The organism is Flavobacterium aestivum (assembly GCF_026870175.2).
Taxonomy (GTDB): domain Bacteria; phylum Bacteroidota; class Bacteroidia; order Flavobacteriales; family Flavobacteriaceae; genus Flavobacterium; species Flavobacterium aestivum.
The window spans coordinates 4240798-4265663 of record NZ_CP113977.2 but is presented as its reverse complement, the minus strand read 5'-3'; the positions used below and the strand labels follow the sequence as shown (position 1 = coordinate 4265663).

Here is a 24866-nt window from a genome sequence, read left to right as displayed (position 1 = left end):
GTCATAATCCTTAGGGGAGAAGTTTAAAATAAAAAAATGATATACTTAATAACGGGCGGAGAGCGTTCAGGAAAAAGCAGTTATGCCGAAAATTTGGCCAAAGATTTATCTAAAAATCCAATGTATGTGGCAACAGCCAGAAAATGGGATGAAGATTTTCAAAAACGCGTAGATCGTCATCAAAAAGATCGTGATGAACGTTGGGTAAACATAGAAAAAGAAAAACATTTAAGCGAAATTGATTTTTCCGGAAAAGTAGCAATTGTAGATTGTGTGACGCTTTGGTTAACCAATTTCTTTGTAGATACCAAGAATGATGTTGCTTTAAGTTTAGAGCAAGCCAAAGCCGAATTGGATGCGATTGCTCAACAGGAAAATACGAAAATCATTATTGTCACCAATGAAATAGGAATGGGAGTTCATGCTGATACTCACATCGGAAGAAAATTCACAGAACTTCAAGGTTGGATGAATCAATACATAGCTCAGAAAGCCGAAACTGTTGTGTTAATGGTTTCTGGAATTCCTGTGAAAATAAAAGGATAGATTTTATAAAAATAAGTTTCTAAATTTGGGCGTTCCCACAAGGGTCGGGCTATTCGCTGTATTCCCGATAATAAAAACTACGGCTAAAAAGCCTTGTTTTTATAAATCGGGAGATGCCGCTACTATCCCTAACGCAAAAATACCACATAGTAATGACCTTAGATGAAATTATAAAATCCCGTCGGGATACGCGCCATTTTACAAATGATGCAATACCGGATGAAGTGATTCAAAAAGCGCTACAGGCAGGACATTATGCCCCCTCAGTAGGATTGACAGATGCAACAAAATATTATATAATCAAGTCTGCTGAGATAAAAAAAGCAGTAAAAGACTTGTTCTTGGATTATGATAAAAAGGCATCAAACTCAACGGATGATGAGCAGCAAAAAGCACAATACAAATCTTTAAAATTAGAAGCGATTGAGGAAGCACCACTCGGATTGGTGATTGGTTACGATCGTTCGGTTTTGAATAATTTTACTATTGGAACAGTTGGTAGCAATGAAGCAATAAAGTTTAGTGCGGTATGCGCAGCCCAAAACATTTGGCTATCATTGACAGAGCAGGGATATTCCATGGGATGGGTTTCAATCCTGAATTATTATCAATTCAAACAACTTTTGGGATTACCTGAACATATTGAGCCTTTAGGATATTTTTGTGTAGGCAAACCAGCTACGGATTACGATAATCAACCCATGTTGCAACAATTAAATTGGAAACAAAAACAAGAAAATCCAATTATTGAGGAGATTTTAATCTCAACTCCTCCAAACTCAGTTCCAGACTCATTGCGAGGAACGAAGCAATCACACACCAATGATTCTATAATAGTTAAAGAACTTCAACAAAAAATAGATAATAAAACAAAGCCAACAGGTTCATTAGGAGTGTTAGAAAGTTTGGCGAAACAAATAGGAATCGTTTTTCAAACTTTAGAACCCAAAATAACAAAGCCAAATATAGTTGTTTTTGCTGCCGACCACGGAATTGCCAATCATGGAGTTAGTGCTTACCCACAAGATGTTACCCGACAAATGGTCACTAATTTTTTAGAAGGAGGAGCAGCTATCAATGTGTTTTGTAAACAAAACGATATTGCGTTAACCATTGTAGATGCTGGAGTAAATTATGATTTCCCAACAAATACTAATTTATTTTCGGCCAAAATAGGGAAGGGAACTCAATCGTTTTTGCAGAATCCTGCAATGACCCAAACTGAATTAGACTTGTGCTTTACGAAAGGAAAAGAAATAGTCAATTCTATTTTTGAAACGGAATGCAATTGTATCGGTTTTGGCGAGATGGGAATAGGAAATACTTCTACGGCTTCGGTTTTGATGAGCATACTCCTAGAATTACCAATTGAGGATTGTGTCGGAAAAGGAACTGGTGTTGTAGACGAAAAGTTAATTCAGAAACAAAATATTCTAAAAAAAGCACTCAAAAATTATAGTGGTCCAAATGATTTGCAAAGCAAGCTAGCTTATTTCGGAGGATTCGAAATTATGCAAATGGCAGGCGGAATGCTTCAAGCCAAGCAAAACAATATGCTCATTTTGGTTGATGGATTTATTTGTACAGTAGCATTTTTAATAGCTTATAAAATGAATCCTTCGGTAAAAGAGAATGCTATATTCTGTCATTCATCTGCAGAACAAGGACATCAAAAAATACTGGATTATTTAAATGTTCAAGCATTGCTGCAGCTTGATTTGCGATTGGGAGAAGGTACAGGTTGTGCTGTGGCATTTCCAATTATCCAATCGGCGGTATGTTTCCTGAATGAAATGGCTAGTTTTGAATCTGCTGGCGTTAGCGGTTCGTAAATCAAATAAAAAAAATGAAAAGACAATTACATATATTTTTTACGGCATTGATGTTTTATACCCGAATTCCGTGTCCTAAAAACATCGATCATAATCCTGATTATTTAAACAAGGCATCTCGTTATTTTCCTTTAATTGGTTGGATTGTTGGGGGGATTTCTTTTTTTGTTTATTATTTGTCAAGTATTTTATTTACCAATGAAATTGCAGTAATTCTGGCAATCATTGCTGGAATTCTAACCACAGGAGCTTTTCATGAAGATGGATTTGCTGATGTTTGTGATGGTTTTGGAGGAGGTTGGACCAAAGAAAAAATCCTTTTGATAATGAAAGACAGCGCTATTGGTGCGTATGGAAGCATTGGTTTGGTTTTACTTTTTTTATTGAAATTTGAAGCAATTTTTAATTTGATTTCAAAATCAGAAATCATTAATCTAAAATCGCCAATCTACAATATCCTGCTCTTTGTTTCCGCTCACTCAATAAGCCGTTTGGCTGCAGTCTCTATAGTTTTTACACATGAATACTCAAGAGAAGATGCCTCTAGTAAGAGCAAACCAATTGCCCAAAAATTTACTTGGAAAGAAGTAGTTGGAGCTATGCTATTTGGATTATTACCACTCGTGATTCTGTCTTTTTTTCAATGGCAACTGTTATTGGCTTTAGTGCCGGTTTTTATCGCTAGGTTTTTTCTTGCCCGTTATTTTCAAAAATGGATTGACGGTTATACAGGAGATTGCTTGGGAGCAACGCAGCAAGTTTGTGAAGTGATTTTTTATCTGTCAATTATTGGAATATGGAAGTTTATTTAGTACGCCACACCGAAACAGTTTGCGAAAAAGGAATTTGCTACGGTCAGAGTGATGTTGGTATTATCGAGCCTTGCAATGCTGTTTTTGAATCTATTGTAGAGCAATTGCCACAAGATGCCATTTTGTATTCCAGCCCATTGCAACGCTGTGTTATTTTGGCTGAATATATCAAAGAAAACACTCAAATTAGTTCAGTAATTGAAGATTCAAGATTGATGGAAATGAATTTTGGAGATTGGGAATTAAAAAGTTGGGATGCTATTCCGCAAGAAGTTCTAAATCCCTGGATGGAAGATTTTGTAAATATACGCGTTCCTAACGGAGAATCATTTGTTGATTTGAATGACCGAGTTTTAGATTTCTGGAAAAATAGATTAACAAGTGGGAGTGAAAAACCAGTGATTATCGTAGCGCATGCTGGAGTTATTCGTAGTTTTTTATGTAAAATAAATGATTTATCACTAAAAGATGCTTTTCAGAATAAAGTTAATTTTGGTGATACGATTAAAATAGAAATTTTATAAGTTATTGCTTAAAAATGCTTTAAAGTAGTTAAATACTGATTATTTTTTATTTTTTTTTCTAAAAACTGTATAAATTTGATTTTTCAATATTTTTAACTTTATATTTGCACCCGAATTAAGGTTGTGTTTTACATTTATGAAACACATTAAAAGGGAATTAGGTTCAAAACCTAAGCTGTTCCCGCAACTGTAAGCTATCAAGCTTGTTGTTATCTACAAAACCACTGTTTTAAATTGTAGATTTTAGAATTCAGATTTCTTAGATTAAGTCTAAAATCTAAACTCAAAAAATCTAAACTCAAAAATGGGAAGGTAAACAACAAGACGCAAGCCAGGAGACCTGCCTTTTTTCTTAACGAATATCGAACTTTCGGGAAAAAGGGTTCAGAAATTATGACTTTTAGAAAACTATTATCTTGTCTTTTTGTTTTAATGTGCCAATTGATTTCGGCGCAAAATGATTCTATAACCAATTTAAAGGAAGTTGTAGTTGCTGACCGTACTTTATATTCAAGCAATAAATCACAATCGATCCAGGTACTTAATGATTCGGTTATTAGAAAAAATCAAGCTTCACTCACCAATTTATTAAATTATAACAGTGTATTGTATTTTAAGGAATACGGACGCGGTATGTTGTCAACTGTTTCTTTTAGAGGAACTACAGCTTCACAGACAGCCGTAGTTTGGAACGGAATAAATGTCAATTCACAACTCAACGGAAGTGCCGATTTCAATACATTCACTGCTCCTGATTTTAGTAGCATAAGTGTCAAAGCAGGAGGAGGAAGTGTTAGTTATGGGAGCGGAGCTATAGGAGGAACTGTCCATCTAAACAATAATTTGGTTTTCAAAAACAAATTCGAAAATGACTTGCGATTGGATTATGGTAGTTTTAATACCATTGGTGCTAATTACAAACTAGCGTTTTCGAACAAAAAATGGAGTACACAAGTTGGTTTTTCCCGAAATAGCTCAGACAACGATTACGATTATTTAGGACTTTATACTTGGCAAGGTGTTCAACGAAAAAATGAAAACGGACAATATGCAACTACGAATTTGTCTGCCAATGTGGGATATAAAATTAACCCTAATGCAGTCCTTACCTTTTACAGTCAATCTTCAAACACAGATAGGCATCTTTCATTAGTTTCTGAATCCGATTCAAAAACGAAATACGTTAATACTTTTAGTCGAAATCTTTTAGAATACAATACAAGCAAAAATCGTTTCAGTAGCAACTATAAATTGGCATATCTCACAGAACAGTATCAATATTTTGCAGATATAGAAAGTAAGCTTTTTAGTTTTGGAAAATCGGAATCGCTTATCGCTAAAATGGATTTTGGTTATCAATTGATAGAATCCATTAAATTAAATGGGATTTTAGATTACAATCGTACAAAGGGTTTCGGTACCAGTTTTGGTGATAATACGAGACAAATAGGAGGAATAGCAATCAAAGCGGTAGAGCAACATAATGAAAAATGGCAAAACGAATTGGGCTTTAGAAAAGAAATAAGCTCAGATTATGATAGTCCATTTTTGTTTTCATTGGGTTCATCCTATGTTTTTAATTCTTTTTATAATCTAAAAGTAAATCTTTCTCGAAACTTTAGGATTCCAACGTTTAATGATTTGTATTGGGAATCAGGTGGAAATCCCGATTTAAAACCAGAGAGTTCTTATCAGGCAGAGGTTGGAAATGTTTTTAAATATAAAAAATTCACCTTATCAGAAACTGTTTATTTTATAAAAATAAACGATATGATTCGTTGGATTCCTGGAAAAGGCGATAATTGGTCTCCAGAAAACACGGATCGCGTAAATACGTATGGAGCAGAAACAATCTTGGGTTGGTCTAATACGTATGGCAAAAATAATTTTGCTGTCAATGGAACTTATGCATACACAGTTTCAAAAAATATAGATACAAATAAGCAATTGTTCTTTGTTCCTTATCATAAAGCAACAGCCTCATTTGCTTATTCTCGTAGTAATTTCTCAGCTAATTGTCAGTTTTTGTACAATGGATTCGTGTATACTCGATCTGATAATGATCCAAATGAAATTATAGAAGGTTATCCCGTGTCAAACGTTGGTTTTGATTATGATTTTGGGTTGTTAAACTCATCAAAATTAGGCTTTCAAGTTTTGAATGTTTTTAACCAAAAATATGAAAGTCTAGAAGATAGACCAATGCCAGGACGTAATTTTAATATGTATATAATCCTTAAATTTTAAATAATTATGAAGTTTAGTAAGTTGTTTTTTGTAGCTCTTGTGAGCGTTTCAGTATTCGTTTCGTGTACGAATGATGATGATAAAGTAGATTCTGGTGATTACAATGAAGGTGTTTTAGTTCTTAATGAAGGTAGTTCAGGACAGGGATCGGTTTCTTATATTAGTAATGATTTGAATGCTTTCACTCAAGATGCTTACACTACCGTAAATGGATCTGACTTACTGGGTAAATTTGTGCAATCTATATTCTTTTATGGAGACAGAGCTTATATAATAGCTGGAGGTTCTAATAAAATTACGATTGTAAATAGAAATACTTTTAAGATTCTTGCTAAAATAGAAACAGGACTTATAACTCCAAGATACGGTGTGGTAAAAGATGGTAAAGCATATGTAACAAATGCTAATACTTATGCAAATTTTGGAGATCCAGCTGATGCAGTTGGAAATACGGATGATTTTATAGCAGTTATCGATTTAGCAAGTAATAAGGTAGAATCTAAAATAGAATTGAAAGCTACAGCTAATAGAATTGTACTAGAAAACGGAAAATTATATGTAACTGAGCCTTATAACAATGATAAATTATTAGTGGTAAACACAAGTACAAAAACTTTGGAAGCTCCAATAAACATTGGTTCAGATGCTGATGGTATGGAAGTAAAAGATGGAACTTTGTATGTTATGAGAAGCCCATACGGAGTATCTAGCGAAATAGTAAAAGTGAAATTATCAGATAATAGTTTGAGCAAAATTACTTTTCCTGCAGATTTACAAGGGGCTAAAAATATTGATATAGAGCAAAATAAAATTTATTATACAGTTGGAACCTCAGTTTACGGAATGGATCTTGCTGCCACCGAGGCTTCAAAAACGCCTATATTAAACTATACATCTACTTCTAAATATGGTAAAATGTATGGATTTGCAGTAAAAAACAACCGTATTTTTATTGCTGATGGTGGAGATTTTTCGGCAAATAGTAAAGCATATGTTTATTCACTTACTGGAACTTTAGAAAAAGAGTTTACAGTTGGTGTTGGACCAAACGGGTTTTATTTTAATGATTAATTTTTAGGTTTGTTTATGAAAAGAAAAAGGCTTTCAGTGATGAAAGCCTTTTTTGATTATGATTTTTTTTTATTTTAATTCTGATAGGAAGGATATTATATTTTTGGCAATTTTATTTTGTTCTTCATCATCTGTCAAGTATTTTTTATCGTTGGGATTACTTAAATAGCCAAGTTCAATAAGTACGGCTGGCGAATCTGATTTTTTTAGAATATTGTAAGGAGCTTTTTTTACATCAGATACTTTTAGTGTGGTGTTTTTTGTAAATTCTTGATTTAATTTGTTCGCTATTTCGTTTGATTTTTCAAAAAAAGAAGAATCATTAGATACATAAAAATCGACACCTGATTTTTGATGGTCAGAACTAGAATTTACATGTAAAGATAAAATTAAGTCCGGTTTGACAGAGTTTATATAATTTGTTCTTTTGTCTAATGTTATAAATTCATCCGAAGTTCGAGTAAACAAAATAGTAATGTCTTTGTTTTCATTCAAAGACTTCACTTTTTCTGCAATTTGAGATACAATTACTTTTTCATAAGTGTCATTTGAAGTTGCTCCAAAATCATATCCTCCGTGTCCAGCATCGATAACTACTGTAATTGGTTTAGACTCGTTTACAATGGGTTTAATAAAGGCTGACGAAATAAGCGCAATAATAGCTAGAAATAATAGAGATGTCTTTTTCATGAGTTTTCTTTGTTAAAAAGTTATAACATGAAAACGCATTTATTTGTAGTATTATTGTGTCAAAAAAGGCTTTTTATTCCAAGGATTTTAAAAGCCCAGCTGGTACTTTGTCAACATACATTTGGTTTTGGACTCCATTAATTGATTTTGAATCTTCAAAATAAGAGAATTCTTTTCCTTTACTGGTTTTAACCATTTTGGCAGTTCCGGTAATTTTTCCAATTGCTGTACTTAATAAAGGCTCAGTACTAGTTCCCAATACACCTAAATCGGCTAAGTTTTCTTTTAAAGAATAAGTTGGTGTTAAACCATTAAAGTAATCTCCAAAATCATTTGCATTTACAATTTTTAGAACAATTGGTTGCATGGCATAACGGTGATTTGGGTTTCTATTTTCTTTTCCAAAAGTAGGGGAATCATAAATGGTAATAGATCCAACATTTTTTCCAGTAGTAATGTCTCCAATTTGAACTACATCAATATAAGGTTTTAAACCGTTTATAACCAACTCACTTGCTGAAGCCGTACTTTTTGTAGTTAAAATGTAAATCTTGGTAAGATTTAAACTGTTTATTGGTGTACCTTGAATATTGTTTGTAAATATATTGTTTAATGCTTCAGGATCTTCAGACTCGAAATAAGCATTGATTTTGGCATTCCATTTTTGTTTAGAAAATATTTTGTCGGTAAATTGTCCAGTAATCATACTAGCCAAACGTGTCGCTGTCTGAACAGAACCACCACCGTTGTATCTTAAATCCAGAACTAAATCAGTAATGCCTTGTGATTTTAATGTAGCAAAAGCATCATTCAATTGTGAGTCATAGTTTGGATAAAATCCATTGTACATAAGGTATCCTATTTTATGACCACTAGCTTCAATTACATTGTTTACTAAAATTGGATTTTCAGAAAGCTCCGTTTTTGTTAAGGTTACTGATTTTCCGTTAGGTGTAATTTGACCATTGTTATAATCAGCTAAATTTAAGGTATAATTTTCTGAATTTAATAATAAGGTTTGGTAATTACTTGCAGTAAGTTGCGTTCCATTTACAGCATAAAAGATATCACCGCGCTTAATAGCCTTGGTTGATGCATCAGAATTAGGTATAATATAACGTACCCAACCAAAGATTTCTTCAGGATTTGATGATTTACGGTATAGACCAAAATCAACACCGTCATTTTTTGTTGTACCTTGCAGCATACCTTCTAATTCGCGATAATCACTTACAATCCAGCTGAATCGATCAATAGATTTACTCACTCTTAGTGCGTCAAATAAAGCTTCTGGTGTTGGATAACCTCTTAAAAAAGCATTTAAATCGGCTTGATTCGCAAATCGATTATCAGCTAAATCAGGGACATCGGCTTGCCATAAATAATATAAATTAAGACCTTTCCATATGAAATCATTGACTTCTAAGTTCTCAGGAGCCGCAACATCATCCATATCTTCGCAACTCTGTAAAGTAAAAAAGGCTATGAATAATAAAAGTATAATTTTGAAAGATGTCTTCATATTATTAAATTATTTGTAGGTATAGAACGCAAAAATACTAACTTTAGTTTAATTTAAATTTTTTTTGTAACAAATATAATTGTGATTCGTCTTGATTATATAACCGAATTAATATAACCACCTATATGAACCAAAATGAATTCGTGAATTTAATCAATCCATTCAAAGACAAGCTCTTTCGTTTGGCAAAGCGATTGCTAGTAAGTACAGAGGAAGCTGAAGATGCAACTCAGGAAATTTTGGTGAAATTATGGAGTAAAAATGGAAATTTAGATTCGTATAATAGTGTTGAAGCAATGGCAATGACCATGACTAAAAATTATTGTTTAGATCAGTTAAAATCAAAAAGAGCCAGTAATCTTAAAATTGTGCATAATAATTTTACGGATAAGGAGCCAAGTTTGGATAAAAAGGTTGAAGACAATGATAGTTTGAATTGGGTAGAAAAAATTATCGATCAATTGCCAGAACAACAACGACTAATTATTCAGTTAAGAGACATAGAACAATGCGAGTTTTCAGAAATCGCAAAAATAGTGGAGATGAATGAAACTGCCGTGCGAGTGGCACTTTCAAGAGCAAGAAAAACAATTAGAGAATACATGTTAAAAACACACAGTTATGGAGTTCAGTAAAATGGAAGCACTTTTAGAAAAATACTTTGAAGGAGAGACGAGTATTGCAGAAGAAAACGAGTTAAAAGAATATTTTTCTTCTTCAAATGTAGCGGAACATTTAGAACAATACCGCCCCTTATTTGGGTATTTTGGAGAAGCAAAGAAAGAGAAGCTTACAAATAATGTAATGCTAATTTCTAAAAAACGAAAAGTAGCATGGTTGTCGCTTGCGGCTTCGGTTGTTGTTATGTTAGGAATTGGGACCTACACTTATTTTAATGCAAATACGGTGAAGGAAAATAAAGAGTTGGGAACTTATGATAATCCGGAAGAAGCTCTTGCAGCAACCCAAAAAGCATTAGCAATGTTATCCAATCATGTAAATGTAGGGATAGAGAGCGTTCAATACATTCAAATGTATGAAGTAACCAAAAATAAAGCATTTGTTGAATAAAAATAAAGCGAGAATGATTCTAGAGTATTTAAGCCGAGTAGTTGAATTTAAATTTTAAAAATAATCATTAAATCAAAATAAAATGAAGAAGTTAATAATCACATTAGTAATAGTATTAGTATCAAGTCCGTTTTTTGCCCAATCAGCATTCGATAAGTTTGACGGTCAAGATGATGTAACATCAATTGTAGTCAATAAAAAAATGTTCGAATTGATGAGTAAAGTAAAAGTAGATACATCAGATAAAGAGGCTCAACAATACATGAATCTGATCAAGAAATTGGATAATTTGAAAGTGTTTACAACACAAAGTACAAGAGTTGAAGGCGAAATGAAAGCTACAGCGGATAAATATATAAAAACTGCTGGTTTAGAAGAGCTGATGCGTGTAAATGATAAAGGAAGAAACATCAAAATTATGGTGAAATCTGGCGCCAAAGACAGTCAGATTAAAGAACTGTTAATGTTTATTGATGGAGGAAAGGCAGATGATACTGTTCTAATGTCATTGACAGGTGATTTCGATTTGAACGAGATTTCTGTACTTACAGATAAAATGAGAATTCCAGGTGGAGATGATTTGAAAAAAGCAACTAAAGGTAAAAAGTAAAATGAGATCTCTATTATTTGTTACTGTATTGTTAATCGGTTTGGTTTTTGGAAGTTGTAATTCAGAGCCTACTTTGCAAAAGTATTTTGTTGAAAATACGGAGAAGAAAGATTTTATAGCCTTTGATATTTCATCAAGTATTTTGAATATTGATAAAGCCAAGTTGTCAGCGGCTCAGGCGGATGCTTTGAATTCTTTTGATAAAATGAATGTTTTGGCTTTCAAATTGAATGATAAAAACAAAGCACAATTTGAAGCAGAGCGTGCTAAAGTTAATTTGATTTTAAAAGATAGTATCTATCAACAACTGATGAAGTTTGGTTCTGGCAAAGAAGGAGCTTCAGTAAGCTATGTCGGAGCTGATGATCATATTAATGAGTTTGTATTTTTTGTCAATAAAAAAGATGCGGGTTTTGCTATTGTTAGAGTCTTGGGTAAAGACATGAATCCTACTAATATCATGAATGTGGTTTCAGTTTTGAAAGACTCCAAAATTGATTTGGCACAATTAAAACCATTGCAGGAGTTAATAAAGAAATAAGGTTTAGTCTTAATTGTATGAAAAAAGCGTTTCGATAACTTTCGAAACGCTTTTTTATTAAGGTTATTTTAATTTTAAATGAATCTAGAATTTCATCGTTTTATAACGTTCAATGCTTTTGGAGGAAATTTGAGACAAACTATATTTTTCGAATAATTTATCAAAGTATAGTTTTGATTTTTTGAAATTTTGGCAATCGAAATAATAATTTCCCAAATACTCATACATTTCAACGGATTCGTATCCTTTACTAGTAATTCTTTCGTATGTTTTATGGACGTCAACCAGTACATATTTTTGTTTGTTAACAGAATCATAGTGTACTTTTTGTGCTTTGGTATTTAATATTGATAAAAACATAAAGGAGAATGTGAAAAAGGGCAATAAATTAACTTTTGTAGGTTGTGTAGGTTTCTTCATATTTATATTATTTAAGGGGTTGTTAATTAATAAAATATATAAAAACAAATTTACATTTTTTATTTAGAATATTAGTACTAAAATATTTCATTTTCAATGATTTATGTGTTAATTAGTGCTAATTTTAAGGCTTTGACTCTAGGGAATTTTTGGTTTAATAAGATTAGTTGTACTTCTTGTCTTTGCTCGAACCTAAAAGGAGTTTTTTTGGTGAGTTTTTAGATTGTAATACATTGAGGTAACAGTAATTTAATACTATAGTTCTGAATTGTTATTAGAATCACTCTTTACTTATGATTCTTAACTTGTACTCTGGATTTGGGAATGGAGGTAATTAACTTATTTAAAAATAATAAACGGCTTTAAATAAGGTTAAAATTGTGACCATGGTGGGATTTGAACTTGTACGTTCCTGTTAGTAACGTCTTTTCAGGGTGATAAGTCTATCGATTCTCAATGTGGTTTTAAAAAATAAAAGGTTGAGTAATAAATTACTCAACCTTTTGTGACCCGACTGGGGCTCGAACCCAGGACCCCATCATTAAAAGTGATGTGCTCTACCGACTGAGCTATCGAGTCTATGACTTTATATAGATATGTATGGATCAAAAATATTAGTGACCACGGTGGGATTTGAACCCACACGCCCTTGCGAGCACCACCCCCTCAAGATGGCGAGTCTACCGTTTCTCCACGTGGCCTTAAAAAAAAAGGTCAAGTAATGAATTACTCAACCTTATTGTGACCCGACTGGGGCTCGAACCCAGGACCCCATCATTAAAAGTGATGTGCTCTACCGACTGAGCTATCGAGTCATTGATTCAAGGAAGGATATGTGTTAATCACAAATTAGTGACCCGACTGGGGCTCGAACCCAGGACCCCATCATTAAAAGTGATGTGCTCTACCGACTGAGCTATCGAGTCATATTCTTTCCTTGAACGCGGGTGCAAATATAAGGACTTTTTTTTGAAGTTTCCAAGCTATTTTATTATAAATTTGTCTTTTTTTAGTAAAAAAACTTAACGCCTTAATACGTAGGCTCTTATTCAAATGAAAAAAATTATATTATTAGGGTATATGGGTTGTGGCAAGTCTACAATAGCCAATAAACTTTCTGGAATGATTGAAATTCCATATGTTGATTTAGATGAATATATCGAAAAGAAGACAAAATTGACCATAAAAGAGATTTTTGAAGTTCATGGAGAAATCTATTTTAGAAAATTAGAGCATACTTTTTTTATAGAATTATTGAATATGCCCGAAAAAAGCATAATCGGTCTAGGAGGTGGTACACCTTGTTATGCTAATAATCATGAATTATTAAAAGGTGATGGGGTGACTTCTATTTATCTTAAGGCATCAATAGATACTTTATTTAATAGATTAGTGGCTAATAAGAGCAAGAGACCGCTTATAGCAGATAAAAGCGAAGAGGAAATGAGAGAATTTATCGCCAAACACCTTTTTGATAGAAGTTTTTATTATAACCACGCACAATATAAGGTGAGTGTAGACGATAAATCAATTGAGGAAACTGTGAATGATATTTTGAATCTATTAACTTAGGCTGGCATAACTGTCGCCATTAGATTCAAAAACAACATCGACATGTTCTAATAAGGAAGTAGAAAGTGATATTCCTTTAAAATCGGCTTTAATAGGGAATTTTTTGTGGTTTCTGTCTACAAGAACAACTGTTTTAAACTTTTTTAAAGGAACATCCAAAAAATGTCTTACACCATATATTAATGTAGTACCAGAGCTTAAAACATCATCTACAAGTACCAAGCCTTTATTGCTGTATTGTTCTTTTGTTAAAGAAGTGGTTATAGGTTGTTCTGGATTGTGTTTATTGATATGAACTTCACAAAGTGAAATCTTGATGGGTGAAATGGTAGTTAATACCTGTGCAATCTTTTCGGCAAAAGTATAGCCATTAGAAGTTATTCCAGCAATTACAACCTCATCTTCCTCTACAAATGTTTCGTAGATTTGGTAAGCAATTCTCTTGATGGTGTGTTCTATCTGTTGGTTGGTAAGTATGATATTTTTGCTCATGGGGTATTTTGTGTTATTTTTTCAAAGATAAAAAAGTTAGACTAATATCGAATCATTAATTAGAGGGTCTAAGTCATAAACCTAAATATCTTGGTCTATTTCATCGTTATCTGTTTTTATTTCATTTCCAAATTCATCAATATCTCTTCGGTCTTTTTTGGTAGGCCTTCCGGTTCCTGTTTTTCTATAATGCTCTTTTGATAATTTTAGTAATTCTAAGTGAGCATAGGCCTCGGGAGGAGTTTCGTTTTTTTGATACATATCAACAAGTTTGGCGCCTACACGATTATCAGGAATGTCAAGGACGGTTATGATTTGTGTAATTTGATCTTTTCTAAAAGTGATTTTATCTGTAGGAAAAACTTCTTTCGAAGGTTTGGCAATAATACCATTTACGGTAATGTGATTTTTTTTGCAAGCCTCGGTTACCATGTTTCTGGTTTTGTAATACCGAACACACCATAAATATTTGTCTATTCTCATGAATTTTCTAAAATCAAAGTTAAATACTTTACAAAAGTAAATCATTAATGTATATTTGCGACCTAAACCGCACCTATAATGAGCAAAATTAAGTTTTATTTTATTTTATTGATAGCAACTATTGCGATAGTTTCTTGTTCTAAGGATAAGAATGATGATGAGTTTGAACCCCTAAGAGATTATACTACACAATATGCTACAGAAAGTGTTGCTATAGAGGATTATTTGAAAACAAATTATATTAGCGAAATAGTTAATCATCCTGGTTTTCCAGATGATCAAGATGTGACAATAAAAAAAATCACTGATGCTGCAACGCAGCCTTCCTTGTGGTCTTATTTGAATAGTCCTACTCTGCCAAGATTAACTAGTAGAGAAGTGGTTAAGCATGAGGTTCATTATAAAATTTATACTTTGGTAATTAGGGAAGGTATAAAAGGAGGGACTACTGCATCTGGTGGAGAGTATCCTAGTAATGTAGATGCTGTTTTTGCAGGCTATAAAGGAACTTTGTTGGATGGGACGGTATTTGATTCTTCAAATAATGGACAGAAACAGTACAATCTTGATGGTTTTGCGGCTCATGATGGCGGGATTCCTGTTATTAGTGGTTGGTCTGAGTGTTTTCCGCAATTTAAGACAGGTTGGGTTTCTTCTGATGCGAGTGGAACGATAAAGTATAATGATTTTGGAGTGGGGGTAATGATTCTCCCTTCAGATTTTGGATATTATGGTAATGCTCAAACAGATATTCCGGTCTATTCACCTTTGGTTTTTAGTGTAAAATTGTATGCATTAAAAAGATTTGATCACGATTCAGACGGTATTCTTTCTTTTCAGGAAGATATAGATGGAGATAGGTATTTGAATATTTTAGCGACGGGTGTGTCAAATCCAGATGATACTGATGGTGATGGAGCTCCGGATTTCTTAGATTTTGATGATGACGGCGATAATTACGCAACAAGAGGTGAGGTTAAAGATGCTAATGGGAAATATTATGAGTTTGATAAAATACCGGATTGTTCAGGTGATCAGACTACTGTAGGTAGATTGAAAAGGCATTTAGATAAAAATTGTATTAAAATGAATCAATAATAGAAATCCCATTCGTATGAATGGGATTTTTTTTGTCCAATGTCTTGTCTTGAAATAGCGATACACAAAAAGTAGCGTTATGAAACACCTTCAAGAAAATCACTATGTAAAGCGCATAGAGAACTACACGATGCTTTAAAATGTGAGATTGCCTCGTTACTAAAGACTTTGTGGTGTCTTGTGGTGTCGAAGAAATCTCACTAAGAAAAGTAAATACATAAAAAAATCCCATCTCATTTTTTACAACGAGATGGGATTTTGTATTATGGTGAAAGATTATTTTCTTTTGATTACTTTTTCTACAGCTTCAACAATTGCTTGATTGTTTAGCTTGTATTTTTCCATTAATTGCTCAGGTGTTCCAGATTCTCCAAAGCTATCATTTACAGCTACAAACTCTTGTGGAGCAGGAGTGTTTAATGCTAAAACTCTAGAAACGCTTTCTCCAAGACCTCCAAGGATGTTGTGCTCTTCAGCAGTAACGACACATTTGGTTTTTGCTAATGATTTTAAAATAGCTTCTTCGTCTAGTGGTTTAATTGTATGGATGTTGATTACTTCGGCAGAAATTCCTTTTGCTTCTAAAGCTTCAGCAGCGATTAAGGCTTCCCAAACTAAATGTCCTGTAGCAACAATCGTTACATCAGTACCTTCGTTTAAAAGGATTGCTTTTCCAATTACGAATGGCTCATCAGCTGGAGTGAAATTAGGTACAACCGGACGACCAAAACGCAAGTAAGCTGGACCATGATGATCTGCAAGAGCTATTGTTGCAGCTTTAGTTTGATTGTAATCACAAGTATTGATTACTGTCATTCCTGGTAGCATTTTCATTAATCCGATATCTTCTAAGATTTGGTGTGTTGCTCCGTCTTCTCCAAGAGTTAATCCAGCGTGAGAAGCACAAATTTTTACATTTTTATCAGAATAAGCTACAGATTGACGAATTTGATCGTAAACTCTTCCTGTAGAAAAGTTAGCGAAAGTTCCAGTAAATGGAATTTTTCCTCCAATTGTTAATCCTGCTGCGATTCCGATCATGTTTGCTTCTGCAATACCAATTTGGAAAAAACGCTCTGGATGATTTTTCTTGAAATCATCAAATTTTAATGATCCTATTAAATCAGCACAAAGTGCCACTACGTTTTCGTTTTTTTGACCTAATTCAGTCATTCCCGCTCCAAAACCCGAACGAGTATCTTTACTTCCTGTATTTGTATATTTTTTCATTTTTCTTTTAAAGTTGAAAGATTAAAAAATTGAAAGATTAAAAATTCTGTAATCAGAAATAATTAATTCGACAATCTTAATTCTTAGTAGTCTAGTTCGCCTCCAGTATTATAGTTTTGAGCTAGAGCATTTTCAAGTTGAGCATCATTCGGCGCTTTACCGTGCCATGCATGAGTGTTCATCATAAAATCTACACCATTACCCATTTCGGTATGTAGTAATACACAAACTGGTTTTCCTTTTCCGGTTCTTGATTTTGCATCGGTCATACCAGCAATAATCGCCTCAAGGTCGTTTCCTTCTGTGATTTCTAGAACGTCCCAATCAAAAGCTTCAAATTTTGCACGGATACTTCCCATACATAAAACTTCGTCAGTAGTTCCGTCAATTTGTTTTCCGTTAACGTCGATAGTTGCAATAAGGTTGTCTACATTTTTAGCAGAAGCATACATAATAGCTTCCCAGTTTTGACCCTCTTGTAATTCACCATCACCATGAAGGGTGTAAACGATATGGTTGTCACCGTTTAGCTTTTTAGCCTGTGCAGCACCAATTCCTACAGATAATCCTTGTCCTAATGATCCAGAAGCCATACGAACACCAGGTAATCCTTCGTGTGTAGTTGGGTGTCCTTGCAAACGAGAGTTTAATAATCTGAAAGTTGCCAATTCCTTTATTGGGAAATAACCGCTTCTTGCCAAAACGCTGTAAAATACAGGTGAAATGTGACCATTTGAAAGGAAGAAAATATCTTCTCCAATTCCGTCCATGTCAAATCCTTTTTTGCGATCCATAAGGTTTTGGTACAATGCTACTAGAAATTCTGTACATCCTAGAGATCCTCCTGGGTGACCTGAATTGACAGCATGAACCATTCGAAGAATATCTCTTCTTACTTGGATAGTTAAATCGTTTAATTGTTGTGTGTTAGGCTTCATTTTGTGTGTAAAAGTTAAACTGCTGCAAAAGTAATTGTTTTTTACCGTAAGACAAATGATTTCAATAGCAATTTCGATAATATTTTCAAGAATTAACTGAAATTAAAAACCTAAATACATTCATTTTTCAATTGGCAATTTGGTTTTTCAAATCAATTGGGTGCGCTACTATAAGAAAAAAGGGCTGACTAATCTTATCGCTTAGTCGCCCCTTGTTTCTCATTTTTGAATAGCTAATTATTATTCATCAAGTGCTATATTTATTACAATTTGCTTTGCAGGCTTCTCCATCCATCACCATTATGTACATCAGTATAGCCATGTGTTTTTAGGATGTTTTTTGCTCTTGCACTTCTCATTCCTGAAGCACAACAAGTGATAATGGGTTTGTTTTTGTCTTTTAATTGAGATAAACTATTTTTTAAAATATCTACAGGGATATTTATAGAACCTTCTATATGTCCGCTGGCATATTCTACCTTGCTTCTTACATCTAGGATAACACCTCCTTGCTTTACAAGTTCAGAATAATCTACAGTAGATCCAAAACCGAATATTTTTTTTAGTTTATTTATCATTTTGTTTTTTTATTTGGATTGATAATAATTGACATCCAGCCATGAACCTCCATTGTGGCAGTCAATTTCTTTTTGCGAAAGATAATGCTGGGCTTGTCCACTTCGGTTTCCGGAAGCGCAACAAAGAACTAATGGTGATTTTAGGTTTTGTATTTCTTCAAATCGGTCCTGAACTTCGTTTAGTGGGATATTAATTGATCCAACAACATGTCCTCCGCTGAATTCTTCTCGAGTTCGTACGTCTACAATCGTGCATTGTTTCTCTTTTATTATATTTTCTAAAGTCATAGTGTTTATTTTTAAGGGTAATTTTTTGTAATACAAAATTACAACAGAAATTGTGGTCGTACAGTAACTTTTGTTACATATAGGGTATTAGCGGATATCCTAACTGCAATTGAGAATGGGATACTACCTGTTTATTGTCAAAACAAAACATTTTTGGATTTAGTAATTATCTAATTTTTAAATTAGACTATCTTTGCCGACTGATAAAAAGTCTATATGAAGTTTGATTTACTAAAAACAGACCCGCAATCGAAAGCTCGTGCGGGAAGTATTACTACTGATCACGGTGTTATTGAAACACCTATTTTTATGCCTGTTGGAACCGCCGCTTCAGTAAAGGGGGTGCATCAAAGGGAATTGAAAGAAGAAATAAACCCAGATATTATACTTGGGAATACCTATCATTTGTATTTGCGTCCACAAACCGAAATCATTGAAAAAGCGGGTGGATTGCATAAATTTATGAATTGGGATCGTAATATTTTGACGGATTCTGGAGGATATCAAGTGTATTCTCTTTCGGCAAACAGAAAAATAAAAGAAGAAGGAGTGAAGTTTAAATCACATATTGATGGTTCTTATCATGTGTTTACTCCAGAAAATGTTATGGAAATTCAGCGTACCATAGGTGCCGATATTATCATGGCTTTTGATGAGTGTACACCTTATCCTTGCGATTATCGTTATGCACAACGCTCAATGCACATGACGCACCGTTGGTTGGATCGTTGTATCAATCATTTGGAGAAACTACCTTTTAAATATGGTTACGAGCAAACGTTTTTCCCAATTGTACAAGGGAGTACTTATAAAGATTTAAGAAGACAATCAGCAGAATATATAGCCAATTCCGGTCAACAAGGTAATGCGATTGGTGGACTTTCGGTAGGAGAGCCTGCAGAAGAAATGTATGCTATGACCGAAGTAGTTTGTGAAATTCTACCTGAGGATAAGCCTCGTTATTTGATGGGAGTGGGAACTCCAATTAATATTTTGGAGAATATAGCACTAGGAATCGATATGTTCGATTGTGTGATGCCTACACGTAACGCTAGAAATGGTATGTTGTTTACGGCCAACGGAACGATCAATATCAAGAATAAAAAATGGGAAGCTGATTTTTCTCCAATTGATGAAATGGGACACACTTTTGTAGACACTGAATATTCTAAAGCATATTTACGTCATTTATTTGCTGCCAATGAATATTTAGGAAAGCAAATTGCAACTATACATAATCTTGGTTTTTATATGTGGTTGGTTCGCGAAGCCAGAATGCATATCTTGGCTGGGGATTTTAAGCCATGGAAAGAAATGATGGTGAAAAATATGAGTCAAAGATTGTAAAATAATTATGAGTTATTAATTATGAGCTACAAGCTAACTCATAATTAATAACTCATAATTCATAATTCATAAAATATGCTAACAATAATAGACAGATACATTTTAAAAAGATATTTAGCCACTTTTGCGGTGATGCTTTTGTTATTTGCTCCTATTGGGATGATTATTGATATATCCGAAAAGATCAATAAGATGATTGAAAATAAAGTGCCGATTTTGAAAATCGCTATTTATTACTATCATTTTACGATTTATTTTATGAATAATCTCTTTCCGATATTTTTGTTTATATCGGTAATTTGGTTCACCTCAAAATTGGCAAATGACACAGAGATTATTGCAATTTTAAGCTCTGGTATTTCGTTTACTAGATTTATGAGACCTTATATTATTGGGGCTTCCATTATTTCCATTTTAGTATTACTAATGGGTTTTTGGGTTATTCCTGTTTCAAGTGAGGGGTACAATAATTTCAGGTACACTTATCTGAGGAACGATGGTAAGGCGCTCATGCGGGGTGATAATACGGATGTTTATAGACAAATAAGTGATAACGAGTTTATTTATGTAAACAGTTTTAATAATGAGTCTCAAATGGCTTTTAATTTTTCTTTGGAAAGATTCAAAAAAGAAAAATTAGAATATAAAATTACAGCTAGCAGAATCAAATGGAATCCTAAAGAAAAGAATTATTCTTTATACGACTATACCAAACGAATAGTTGGTCCTGAAGGAGATGTGATAGAAAAAGAACCTGAGAAGAAGATGAAATTTAATTTTGATCTTGAGGATTTGGCGCCAGTGGTTTATATAGCCGAAACATTAAGTTTAGGGGATTTGAAAGCTTTTATCGATAAGGAAAGAAAACGTGGTTCATCTAATATCAATGTCTATTTGGTTGTATTGTATAAAAAATTCAGCGTACCTGTTTCGGCATTTATACTTACAATAATTGCTGTCTCAGTATCTTCAATGAAGAGAAGAGGAGGGATGGGAGTCAATTTGGCTATTGGAATTGCAGTAGCATTTTCATTTGTCTTTTTTGATAAAATATTTGGTGTATTGGCTGAAAAATCATCGTTTTCGCCTCTTTTGGCAGTTTGGTTACCTAATATAGTTTTTGGAATTTTAGCAATTTATTTATTACGAAATGCAAAACGATAATTTAAAGAGTTACCTTAATTTACATTTCATTGTCTTTATTTGGGGTTTTACGGCTATTTTAGGGGCTTTAATTACTGTGCAATCAGATTTTTTGGTTTGGTATAGAATGTCGTTTGCTTCAATTTTTTTAGCAGCCTTTATCGCAATTAGAAAGAAATCATTTCGGTTAAGCTCCAAATCATTTTTTAAATTAGTTGTAGTCGGGTTGATAATTGCTTTGCATTGGGTATTTTTTTTCGAAGCTATAAAAAATTCGACTGTTTCAATAACTTTATCAGTTTTCTCGCTGGGAGCATTTTTTGCATCACTTTTAGAGCCTTTATTTTTTGGACGAAAAGTCCTTTGGTATGAAGTGTTTTTTGGGCTAATTATTATTGCTGGATTAGGTTTAATTATGCAAGTTGAGATTAATTATTTAAACGGAATGTTGTTAGCATTGGTCTCGATAATATTAGGTGTTTTGTTTACTTTAATGAACGGAAAGTTAATAGTAGATCATGATCCATCCGTTATATCTTTTTATGAGTTTCTGGCAGGATCAGCATTTATTTCGATTTATTTTTTATTTCAAGGTAAATTCACAGCAGATTTTTTTGTACTAACAACAAAAAACTGGATTTTAATTTTGATTCTGGCTTCTATTTGTACTGCTTATGCTTTTACTGCTTCAGTAGAAGTAATGAGACGACTTTCTCCTTATACAGTGATGCTGACTACTAATTTAGAGCCTGTTTACGGAATTATATTAGCCTTTTTTATTATCGGAGGAAAAGAAAAAATGAGTACAGCATTCTACATTGGTGCTGTTATAATTGTGATAACAGTTATATTGAACGGAGTAATTAAACACTATAGAAAAGAAGATCAATTAGAGTAAAAATTGATATTATTTTATACTTAAATAAAAAAACAAGTATAGAACGATATTAAGTTTTATATTTGCAGTTCCAAAACGAAAAATTAAAACAATAATAAAACCGCACAAATGCTATGGAATATTTAGATTTTGAGCTTCCAATAAAAGAACTTGAAGAACAATTAGATAAATGCGTTGTTATTGGTCTAGAATCAGATGTTGATGTTACAAATACCTGTAAGCAAATCAGTAAGAAATTAGAAGAAACCAAAAAGCAAATTTATAAAAACTTAACAGCTTGGCAACGTGTACAGTTATCAAGACATCCTAGTAGACCTTATACATTAGATCATATCAAAGGATTGTGTAAAGAGACTTTTCTTGAGCTACATGGCGATAGAGGTTTTAAAGATGACAAAGCCATGATTGGTGGTTTAGGTAAAATAGGAGGGCAGTCTTTTATGATTATTGGTCAGCAAAAAGGATTCAATACAAAGACTCGTCAATATAGAAATTTTGGAATGGCTAATCCAGAAGGATACAGAAAGGCTTTGCGTTTGATGAAAATGGCAGAGAAATTTGGTATTCCGATAGTTACTTTAATTGATACTCCGGGTGCTTATCCTGGATTAGAAGCTGAAGAACGTGGTCAAGGAGAAGCTATTGCTAGAAATATATTCGAAATGGTACTTCTTAAAGTGCCAATTATTACTATCATTGTTGGAGAAGGTGCTTCGGGAGGAGCATTAGGAATAGGTGTTGGAGATCGTGTTTATATGCTTGAAAATACTTGGTATTCTGTAATTTCTCCAGAGTCATGTTCTTCTATTTTATGGAAAAGCTGGGACTATAAAGAGAAAGCAGCAGAAGCTTTAAAGTTGACTTCTGCCGATATGAAAAAACAAAAATTAGTTGATGATATTATTCCAGAACCACTAGGAGGAGCTCATTATGATAGAGAAGCTACTTTTACTACAGTTGAACAATATATCATGAAAGGATATAATGAACTCAAAGATTTATCAACAGAGGATTTAATTGCTCAAAGGATGGATAAATACTGTAAAATGGGTGAGTTTAAAGAGTAAAATCCTACTTTATTAATCTTAATCCGAAGCCTTATAGTTTCGGATTTTTTTTTGGTTATAAACAAAAAACAAGTACTTATAAACAATCAATTGTAATAACTCAATAATTGTTTTTTTAGAATTTTAGTTATTTTCGTTACATGGAAAACTTCAAGAATATAAGTCCAGTTAAAGTGGATAAAACAACTATAATAAACCTTGAAAAAGGAAAATTACCCCCACAAGTACCAGACTTGGAAGAGGCAGTACTTGGTGCAATGATGATTGATAAAAAAGGAGTAGATGAGGTAATTGATATCCTGCAACCAGATGCTTTTTATAAAGAAGCGCACAAACATATCTTTGAAGCCATTGTTCAGTTGTTTACAGATACACAGCCAATCGATTTGTTGACTGTATCTGCTCAACTCCGAAAAAATGGGAAATTAGACTTAGCTGGAGGTGATTTTTATTTGATTCAGCTTACGCAAAAGATTTCTTCATCAGCTCATATCGAGTTTCACTCTAGAATTATTCTGCAAAAGTTTATTCAACGCAGTTTGATTCGAATTTCATCTGAAATTATTGAAGATTCCTATGATGAAACTACGGATGTATTTGATTTATTAGATAAAGCCGAATCTAAGCTATACGAAGTTACACAAGGAAATATCAAGAGAAGTTCTGAAACAGCACAAAGTTTAGTGTTGCAAGCCAAGAAAAGAATTGAAGAAATTGCTGGACAGGAAGGATTAAGTGGAGTTGCAACAGGTTTTGATAAATTAGACAAACTAACTTCGGGTTGGCAACCAAGTGATTTAATTATTATTGCGGCGAGACCTGCGATGGGAAAAACGGCTTTTGTATTGTCTATGACCAGAAATATTGCCATCGATTTTAACCAGCCGGTTGCTTTGTTTTCCCTTGAGATGGCATCGGTACAGTTGATTACCCGTTTGATTTCTTCCGAGACAGGATTGTCATCAGAGAAGCTACGTACCGGAAAATTAGAAAAACACGAGTGGGAACAGCTTAGTACCAAAGTTAAGAACCTTGAAAAAGCTCCTATTTTTATTGATGATACCCCTTCTTTGTCCATTTTTGATTTACGTGCAAAGGCAAGGCGTTTAGTATCACAACACGGAATAAAAATTATTATTATTGATTATTTGCAGTTAATGACGGCTGGAGGTAATGGAAAAGGAGGAGGAAATAGAGAGCAGGAGATATCTACTATCTCTCGAAATTTAAAAGCATTAGCAAAGGAATTAAATGTTCCTGTAATTGCACTTTCTCAATTGTCGCGTGCCGTTGAAACCCGTGGTTCCAGTAAAAGACCTTTACTTTCGGATCTTCGTGAATCTGGAGCGATTGAGCAAGATGCTGATATCGTTTCATTTTTATACCGCCCTGAATATTATAAAATTGATGAATGGGATGATGATGAAGCATCACCAACAGCTGGTCAGGCCGAAATTATGATTGCTAAGCACAGAAATGGGGGTATAGAAAATGTTCGTTTGAAATTTATTGGTCATTTAGGTAGATTTGATAATCTCGAAGATTATAGCGGAGGTTATGATGATTTGCCTTCAAGTATGAATCATGACGAAAGTTCGTTTATTACCAAAAATCTGCCATCAGCAAACGAGGCATTTGGAAGTAATTTTAATGATGATGACGATGATGGTGATGTACCTTTTTAAAATGTAATTTGAATTAGATTTTAATATATTAAGGGAGTTAAAAAAAATATAGGATAAGTAAAGAAAGAGGCTACTTCAAATTAATTTTGATGTAGCCTCTTTTAGGATAAAAACAGAATACAAAAATTGTTTTTTGTATTCTGCTAAATTTATACCTTCAA

At 33.3% G+C, this 24866-nt stretch carries 26 protein-coding genes, 4 tRNA genes and 1 riboswitch; of the genes, 17 read left to right on the top strand and 13 right to left on the bottom strand.

The genetic code is table 11. The annotated features are described in order from the left end of the window. Nucleotides 1-36: 36 nt before the first annotated feature. The 6 genes from cobU to OZP08_RS18135 all read left to right on the top strand — a co-directional run bounded on the left by cobU (nucleotide 37) and on the right by OZP08_RS18135 (nucleotide 7032). Nucleotides 37-546, top strand: a complete 510-nt coding sequence (gene cobU / locus OZP08_RS18160; RefSeq protein ID WP_268847482.1) for a bifunctional adenosylcobinamide kinase/adenosylcobinamide-phosphate guanylyltransferase — start codon at nucleotides 37-39, stop codon at nucleotides 544-546. Nucleotides 547-698: 152 nt separating this feature from the next. Continuing rightward, nucleotides 699-2378: a nicotinate-nucleotide--dimethylbenzimidazole phosphoribosyltransferase gene (gene cobT / locus OZP08_RS18155; RefSeq protein WP_281322518.1), complete on the top strand. Its 1680-nt coding sequence runs from the start codon at nucleotides 699-701 to the stop codon at nucleotides 2376-2378. Between the two features lie 14 nt (nucleotides 2379-2392). Further along, entirely contained in the window at nucleotides 2393-3190 is a 798-nt protein-coding gene (locus tag OZP08_RS18150) for an adenosylcobinamide-GDP ribazoletransferase (protein ID WP_268847480.1), read from the top strand. Next, nucleotides 3175-3714 (top strand): alpha-ribazole phosphatase, encoded by a 540-nt coding sequence (gene cobC, locus OZP08_RS18145; protein WP_268847479.1) that lies wholly within the window; start codon nucleotides 3175-3177, stop codon nucleotides 3712-3714. The genes OZP08_RS18150 and cobC overlap by 16 nt, the downstream gene beginning before the upstream one ends. A gap of 101 nt (nucleotides 3715-3815) precedes the next feature. Then, a riboswitch (cobalamin riboswitch) is annotated at nucleotides 3816-4076 on the top strand. Between the two features lie 31 nt (nucleotides 4077-4107). Continuing rightward, nucleotides 4108-5961, top strand: coding sequence for a TonB-dependent receptor plug domain-containing protein (locus OZP08_RS18140; RefSeq protein WP_268847478.1), 1854 nt, complete (start codon nucleotides 4108-4110; stop codon nucleotides 5959-5961). A gap of 6 nt (nucleotides 5962-5967) precedes the next feature. Next, nucleotides 5968-7032: a YncE family protein gene (locus OZP08_RS18135; RefSeq protein WP_268847477.1), complete on the top strand. Its 1065-nt coding sequence runs from the start codon at nucleotides 5968-5970 to the stop codon at nucleotides 7030-7032. 69 nt (nucleotides 7033-7101) lie between these two features. Here the strand turns inward: OZP08_RS18135 and OZP08_RS18130 are convergent, their stop codons facing one another. Both OZP08_RS18130 and OZP08_RS18125 read right to left on the bottom strand, forming a co-directional pair. Next, nucleotides 7102-7722, bottom strand: a complete 621-nt coding sequence (locus tag OZP08_RS18130) for an N-acetylmuramoyl-L-alanine amidase family protein (protein ID WP_281322517.1) — start codon at nucleotides 7720-7722, stop codon at nucleotides 7102-7104. 73 nt (nucleotides 7723-7795) lie between these two features. After that, entirely contained in the window at nucleotides 7796-9244 is a 1449-nt protein-coding gene (locus OZP08_RS18125; protein WP_281322516.1) for a GFO_1087 family putative carboxy terminal peptidase, read from the bottom strand. 125 nt (nucleotides 9245-9369) lie between these two features. On the opposite strand from OZP08_RS18125, the gene OZP08_RS18120 reads away from it, so the two are divergent. The 4 genes from OZP08_RS18120 to OZP08_RS18105 all read left to right on the top strand — a co-directional run bounded on the left by OZP08_RS18120 (nucleotide 9370) and on the right by OZP08_RS18105 (nucleotide 11466). Beyond that, nucleotides 9370-9879 (top strand): RNA polymerase sigma factor, encoded by a 510-nt coding sequence (locus OZP08_RS18120; RefSeq protein WP_268847475.1) that lies wholly within the window; start codon nucleotides 9370-9372, stop codon nucleotides 9877-9879. Beyond that, nucleotides 9866-10315 carry a PG0215 family putative anti-sigma factor gene (locus tag OZP08_RS18115; RefSeq protein WP_268847474.1) on the top strand — a complete coding sequence of 150 codons (450 nt, stop codon included), beginning with the start codon at nucleotides 9866-9868 and terminating at the stop codon, nucleotides 10313-10315. The genes OZP08_RS18120 and OZP08_RS18115 overlap by 14 nt, the downstream gene beginning before the upstream one ends. An 82-nt stretch (nucleotides 10316-10397) precedes the next feature. Continuing rightward, on the top strand, nucleotides 10398-10925 hold the full coding sequence (locus OZP08_RS18110; protein WP_268847473.1) for a DUF4252 domain-containing protein: 528 nt from the start codon (nucleotides 10398-10400) through the stop codon (nucleotides 10923-10925). A 1-nt stretch (nucleotide 10926) separates the two neighbouring features. Further along, the gene (locus OZP08_RS18105) at nucleotides 10927-11466 is read left to right on the top strand and encodes a GFO_1091 family lipoprotein (RefSeq protein ID WP_281322515.1); all 540 of its coding nucleotides are present in this window, start codon (nucleotides 10927-10929) and stop codon (nucleotides 11464-11466) included. Between the two features lie 84 nt (nucleotides 11467-11550). Here OZP08_RS18105 and OZP08_RS18100 read toward each other — a convergent pair whose 3' ends face one another. The 5 genes from OZP08_RS18100 to OZP08_RS18080 form a co-directional block, all read right to left on the bottom strand. After that, nucleotides 11551-11886 (bottom strand): hypothetical protein, encoded by a 336-nt coding sequence (locus tag OZP08_RS18100; protein ID WP_268847472.1) that lies wholly within the window; start codon nucleotides 11884-11886, stop codon nucleotides 11551-11553. 506 nt (nucleotides 11887-12392) lie between these two features. Beyond that, nucleotides 12393-12465, bottom strand: a tRNA-Lys gene (locus tag OZP08_RS18095). Nucleotides 12466-12504: 39 nt separating this feature from the next. Then, nucleotides 12505-12587 (bottom strand) — tRNA-Leu (locus OZP08_RS18090). Between the two features lie 41 nt (nucleotides 12588-12628). Beyond that, nucleotides 12629-12701 (bottom strand) — tRNA-Lys (locus OZP08_RS18085). 38 nt (nucleotides 12702-12739) lie between these two features. Beyond that, nucleotides 12740-12812: transfer RNA gene (locus OZP08_RS18080), tRNA-Lys, on the bottom strand. 127 nt (nucleotides 12813-12939) lie between these two features. Between OZP08_RS18080 and OZP08_RS18075 the strand changes: the two genes are divergently transcribed. Beyond that, nucleotides 12940-13458, top strand: coding sequence for a shikimate kinase (locus OZP08_RS18075; RefSeq protein ID WP_281322514.1), 519 nt, complete (start codon nucleotides 12940-12942; stop codon nucleotides 13456-13458). On the opposite strand, the gene OZP08_RS18070 is transcribed toward OZP08_RS18075, so the two are convergent. Together OZP08_RS18070 and OZP08_RS18065 are read right to left on the bottom strand one after the other, a co-directional pair. Next, nucleotides 13450-13950, bottom strand: coding sequence for a phosphoribosyltransferase family protein (locus OZP08_RS18070; protein ID WP_281322513.1), 501 nt, complete (start codon nucleotides 13948-13950; stop codon nucleotides 13450-13452). The two genes, OZP08_RS18075 and OZP08_RS18070, sit on opposite strands and share 9 nt — an antisense overlap. A gap of 81 nt (nucleotides 13951-14031) precedes the next feature. Then, complete coding sequence (locus OZP08_RS18065) at nucleotides 14032-14433, bottom strand: RNA-binding S4 domain-containing protein (protein ID WP_268847471.1); 402 nt, start codon at nucleotides 14431-14433, stop codon at nucleotides 14032-14034. Nucleotides 14434-14511: 78 nt separating this feature from the next. On the opposite strand from OZP08_RS18065, the gene bamM reads away from it, so the two are divergent. Continuing rightward, nucleotides 14512-15531, top strand: a complete 1020-nt coding sequence (bamM, locus tag OZP08_RS18060; RefSeq protein WP_281322512.1) for a BamM family beta-barrel-assembly machinery protein — start codon at nucleotides 14512-14514, stop codon at nucleotides 15529-15531. Between the two features lie 276 nt (nucleotides 15532-15807). On the opposite strand, the gene OZP08_RS18055 is transcribed toward bamM, so the two are convergent. The 4 genes from OZP08_RS18055 to OZP08_RS18040 all read right to left on the bottom strand — a co-directional run bounded on the left by OZP08_RS18055 (nucleotide 15808) and on the right by OZP08_RS18040 (nucleotide 18565). After that, the gene (locus OZP08_RS18055) at nucleotides 15808-16761 is read right to left on the bottom strand and encodes a transketolase family protein (protein ID WP_281322511.1); all 954 of its coding nucleotides are present in this window, start codon (nucleotides 16759-16761) and stop codon (nucleotides 15808-15810) included. Between the two features lie 83 nt (nucleotides 16762-16844). Further along, nucleotides 16845-17699: a transketolase gene (locus OZP08_RS18050; protein WP_268847467.1), complete on the bottom strand. Its 855-nt coding sequence runs from the start codon at nucleotides 17697-17699 to the stop codon at nucleotides 16845-16847. A 263-nt stretch (nucleotides 17700-17962) separates the two neighbouring features. Then, nucleotides 17963-18277, bottom strand: coding sequence for a rhodanese-like domain-containing protein (locus OZP08_RS18045; RefSeq protein ID WP_268847466.1), 315 nt, complete (start codon nucleotides 18275-18277; stop codon nucleotides 17963-17965). Nucleotides 18278-18286: 9 nt separating this feature from the next. After that, nucleotides 18287-18565, bottom strand: coding sequence for a rhodanese-like domain-containing protein (locus OZP08_RS18040; protein WP_268847465.1), 279 nt, complete (start codon nucleotides 18563-18565; stop codon nucleotides 18287-18289). Between the two features lie 216 nt (nucleotides 18566-18781). On the opposite strand from OZP08_RS18040, the gene tgt reads away from it, so the two are divergent. From tgt to dnaB, 5 genes are all read left to right on the top strand, one after another. Further along, nucleotides 18782-19912, top strand: a complete 1131-nt coding sequence (gene tgt, locus OZP08_RS18035; RefSeq protein ID WP_281322510.1) for a tRNA guanosine(34) transglycosylase Tgt — start codon at nucleotides 18782-18784, stop codon at nucleotides 19910-19912. A gap of 75 nt (nucleotides 19913-19987) precedes the next feature. Continuing rightward, nucleotides 19988-21076: an LptF/LptG family permease gene (locus OZP08_RS18030; protein ID WP_268847464.1), complete on the top strand. Its 1089-nt coding sequence runs from the start codon at nucleotides 19988-19990 to the stop codon at nucleotides 21074-21076. Then, nucleotides 21063-21953 carry a DMT family transporter gene (locus tag OZP08_RS18025; protein WP_281322509.1) on the top strand — a complete coding sequence of 297 codons (891 nt, stop codon included), beginning with the start codon at nucleotides 21063-21065 and terminating at the stop codon, nucleotides 21951-21953. Before OZP08_RS18030 ends, OZP08_RS18025 begins: the two co-directional genes overlap by 14 nt. Before the next feature lie 113 nt (nucleotides 21954-22066). Beyond that, complete coding sequence (locus OZP08_RS18020) at nucleotides 22067-23020, top strand: acetyl-CoA carboxylase carboxyltransferase subunit alpha (protein WP_268847463.1); 954 nt, start codon at nucleotides 22067-22069, stop codon at nucleotides 23018-23020. A 140-nt stretch (nucleotides 23021-23160) separates the two neighbouring features. Beyond that, the gene (dnaB, locus tag OZP08_RS18015; protein WP_281322508.1) at nucleotides 23161-24705 is read left to right on the top strand and encodes a replicative DNA helicase; all 1545 of its coding nucleotides are present in this window, start codon (nucleotides 23161-23163) and stop codon (nucleotides 24703-24705) included. Nucleotides 24706-24866: the final 161 nt, after the last annotated feature.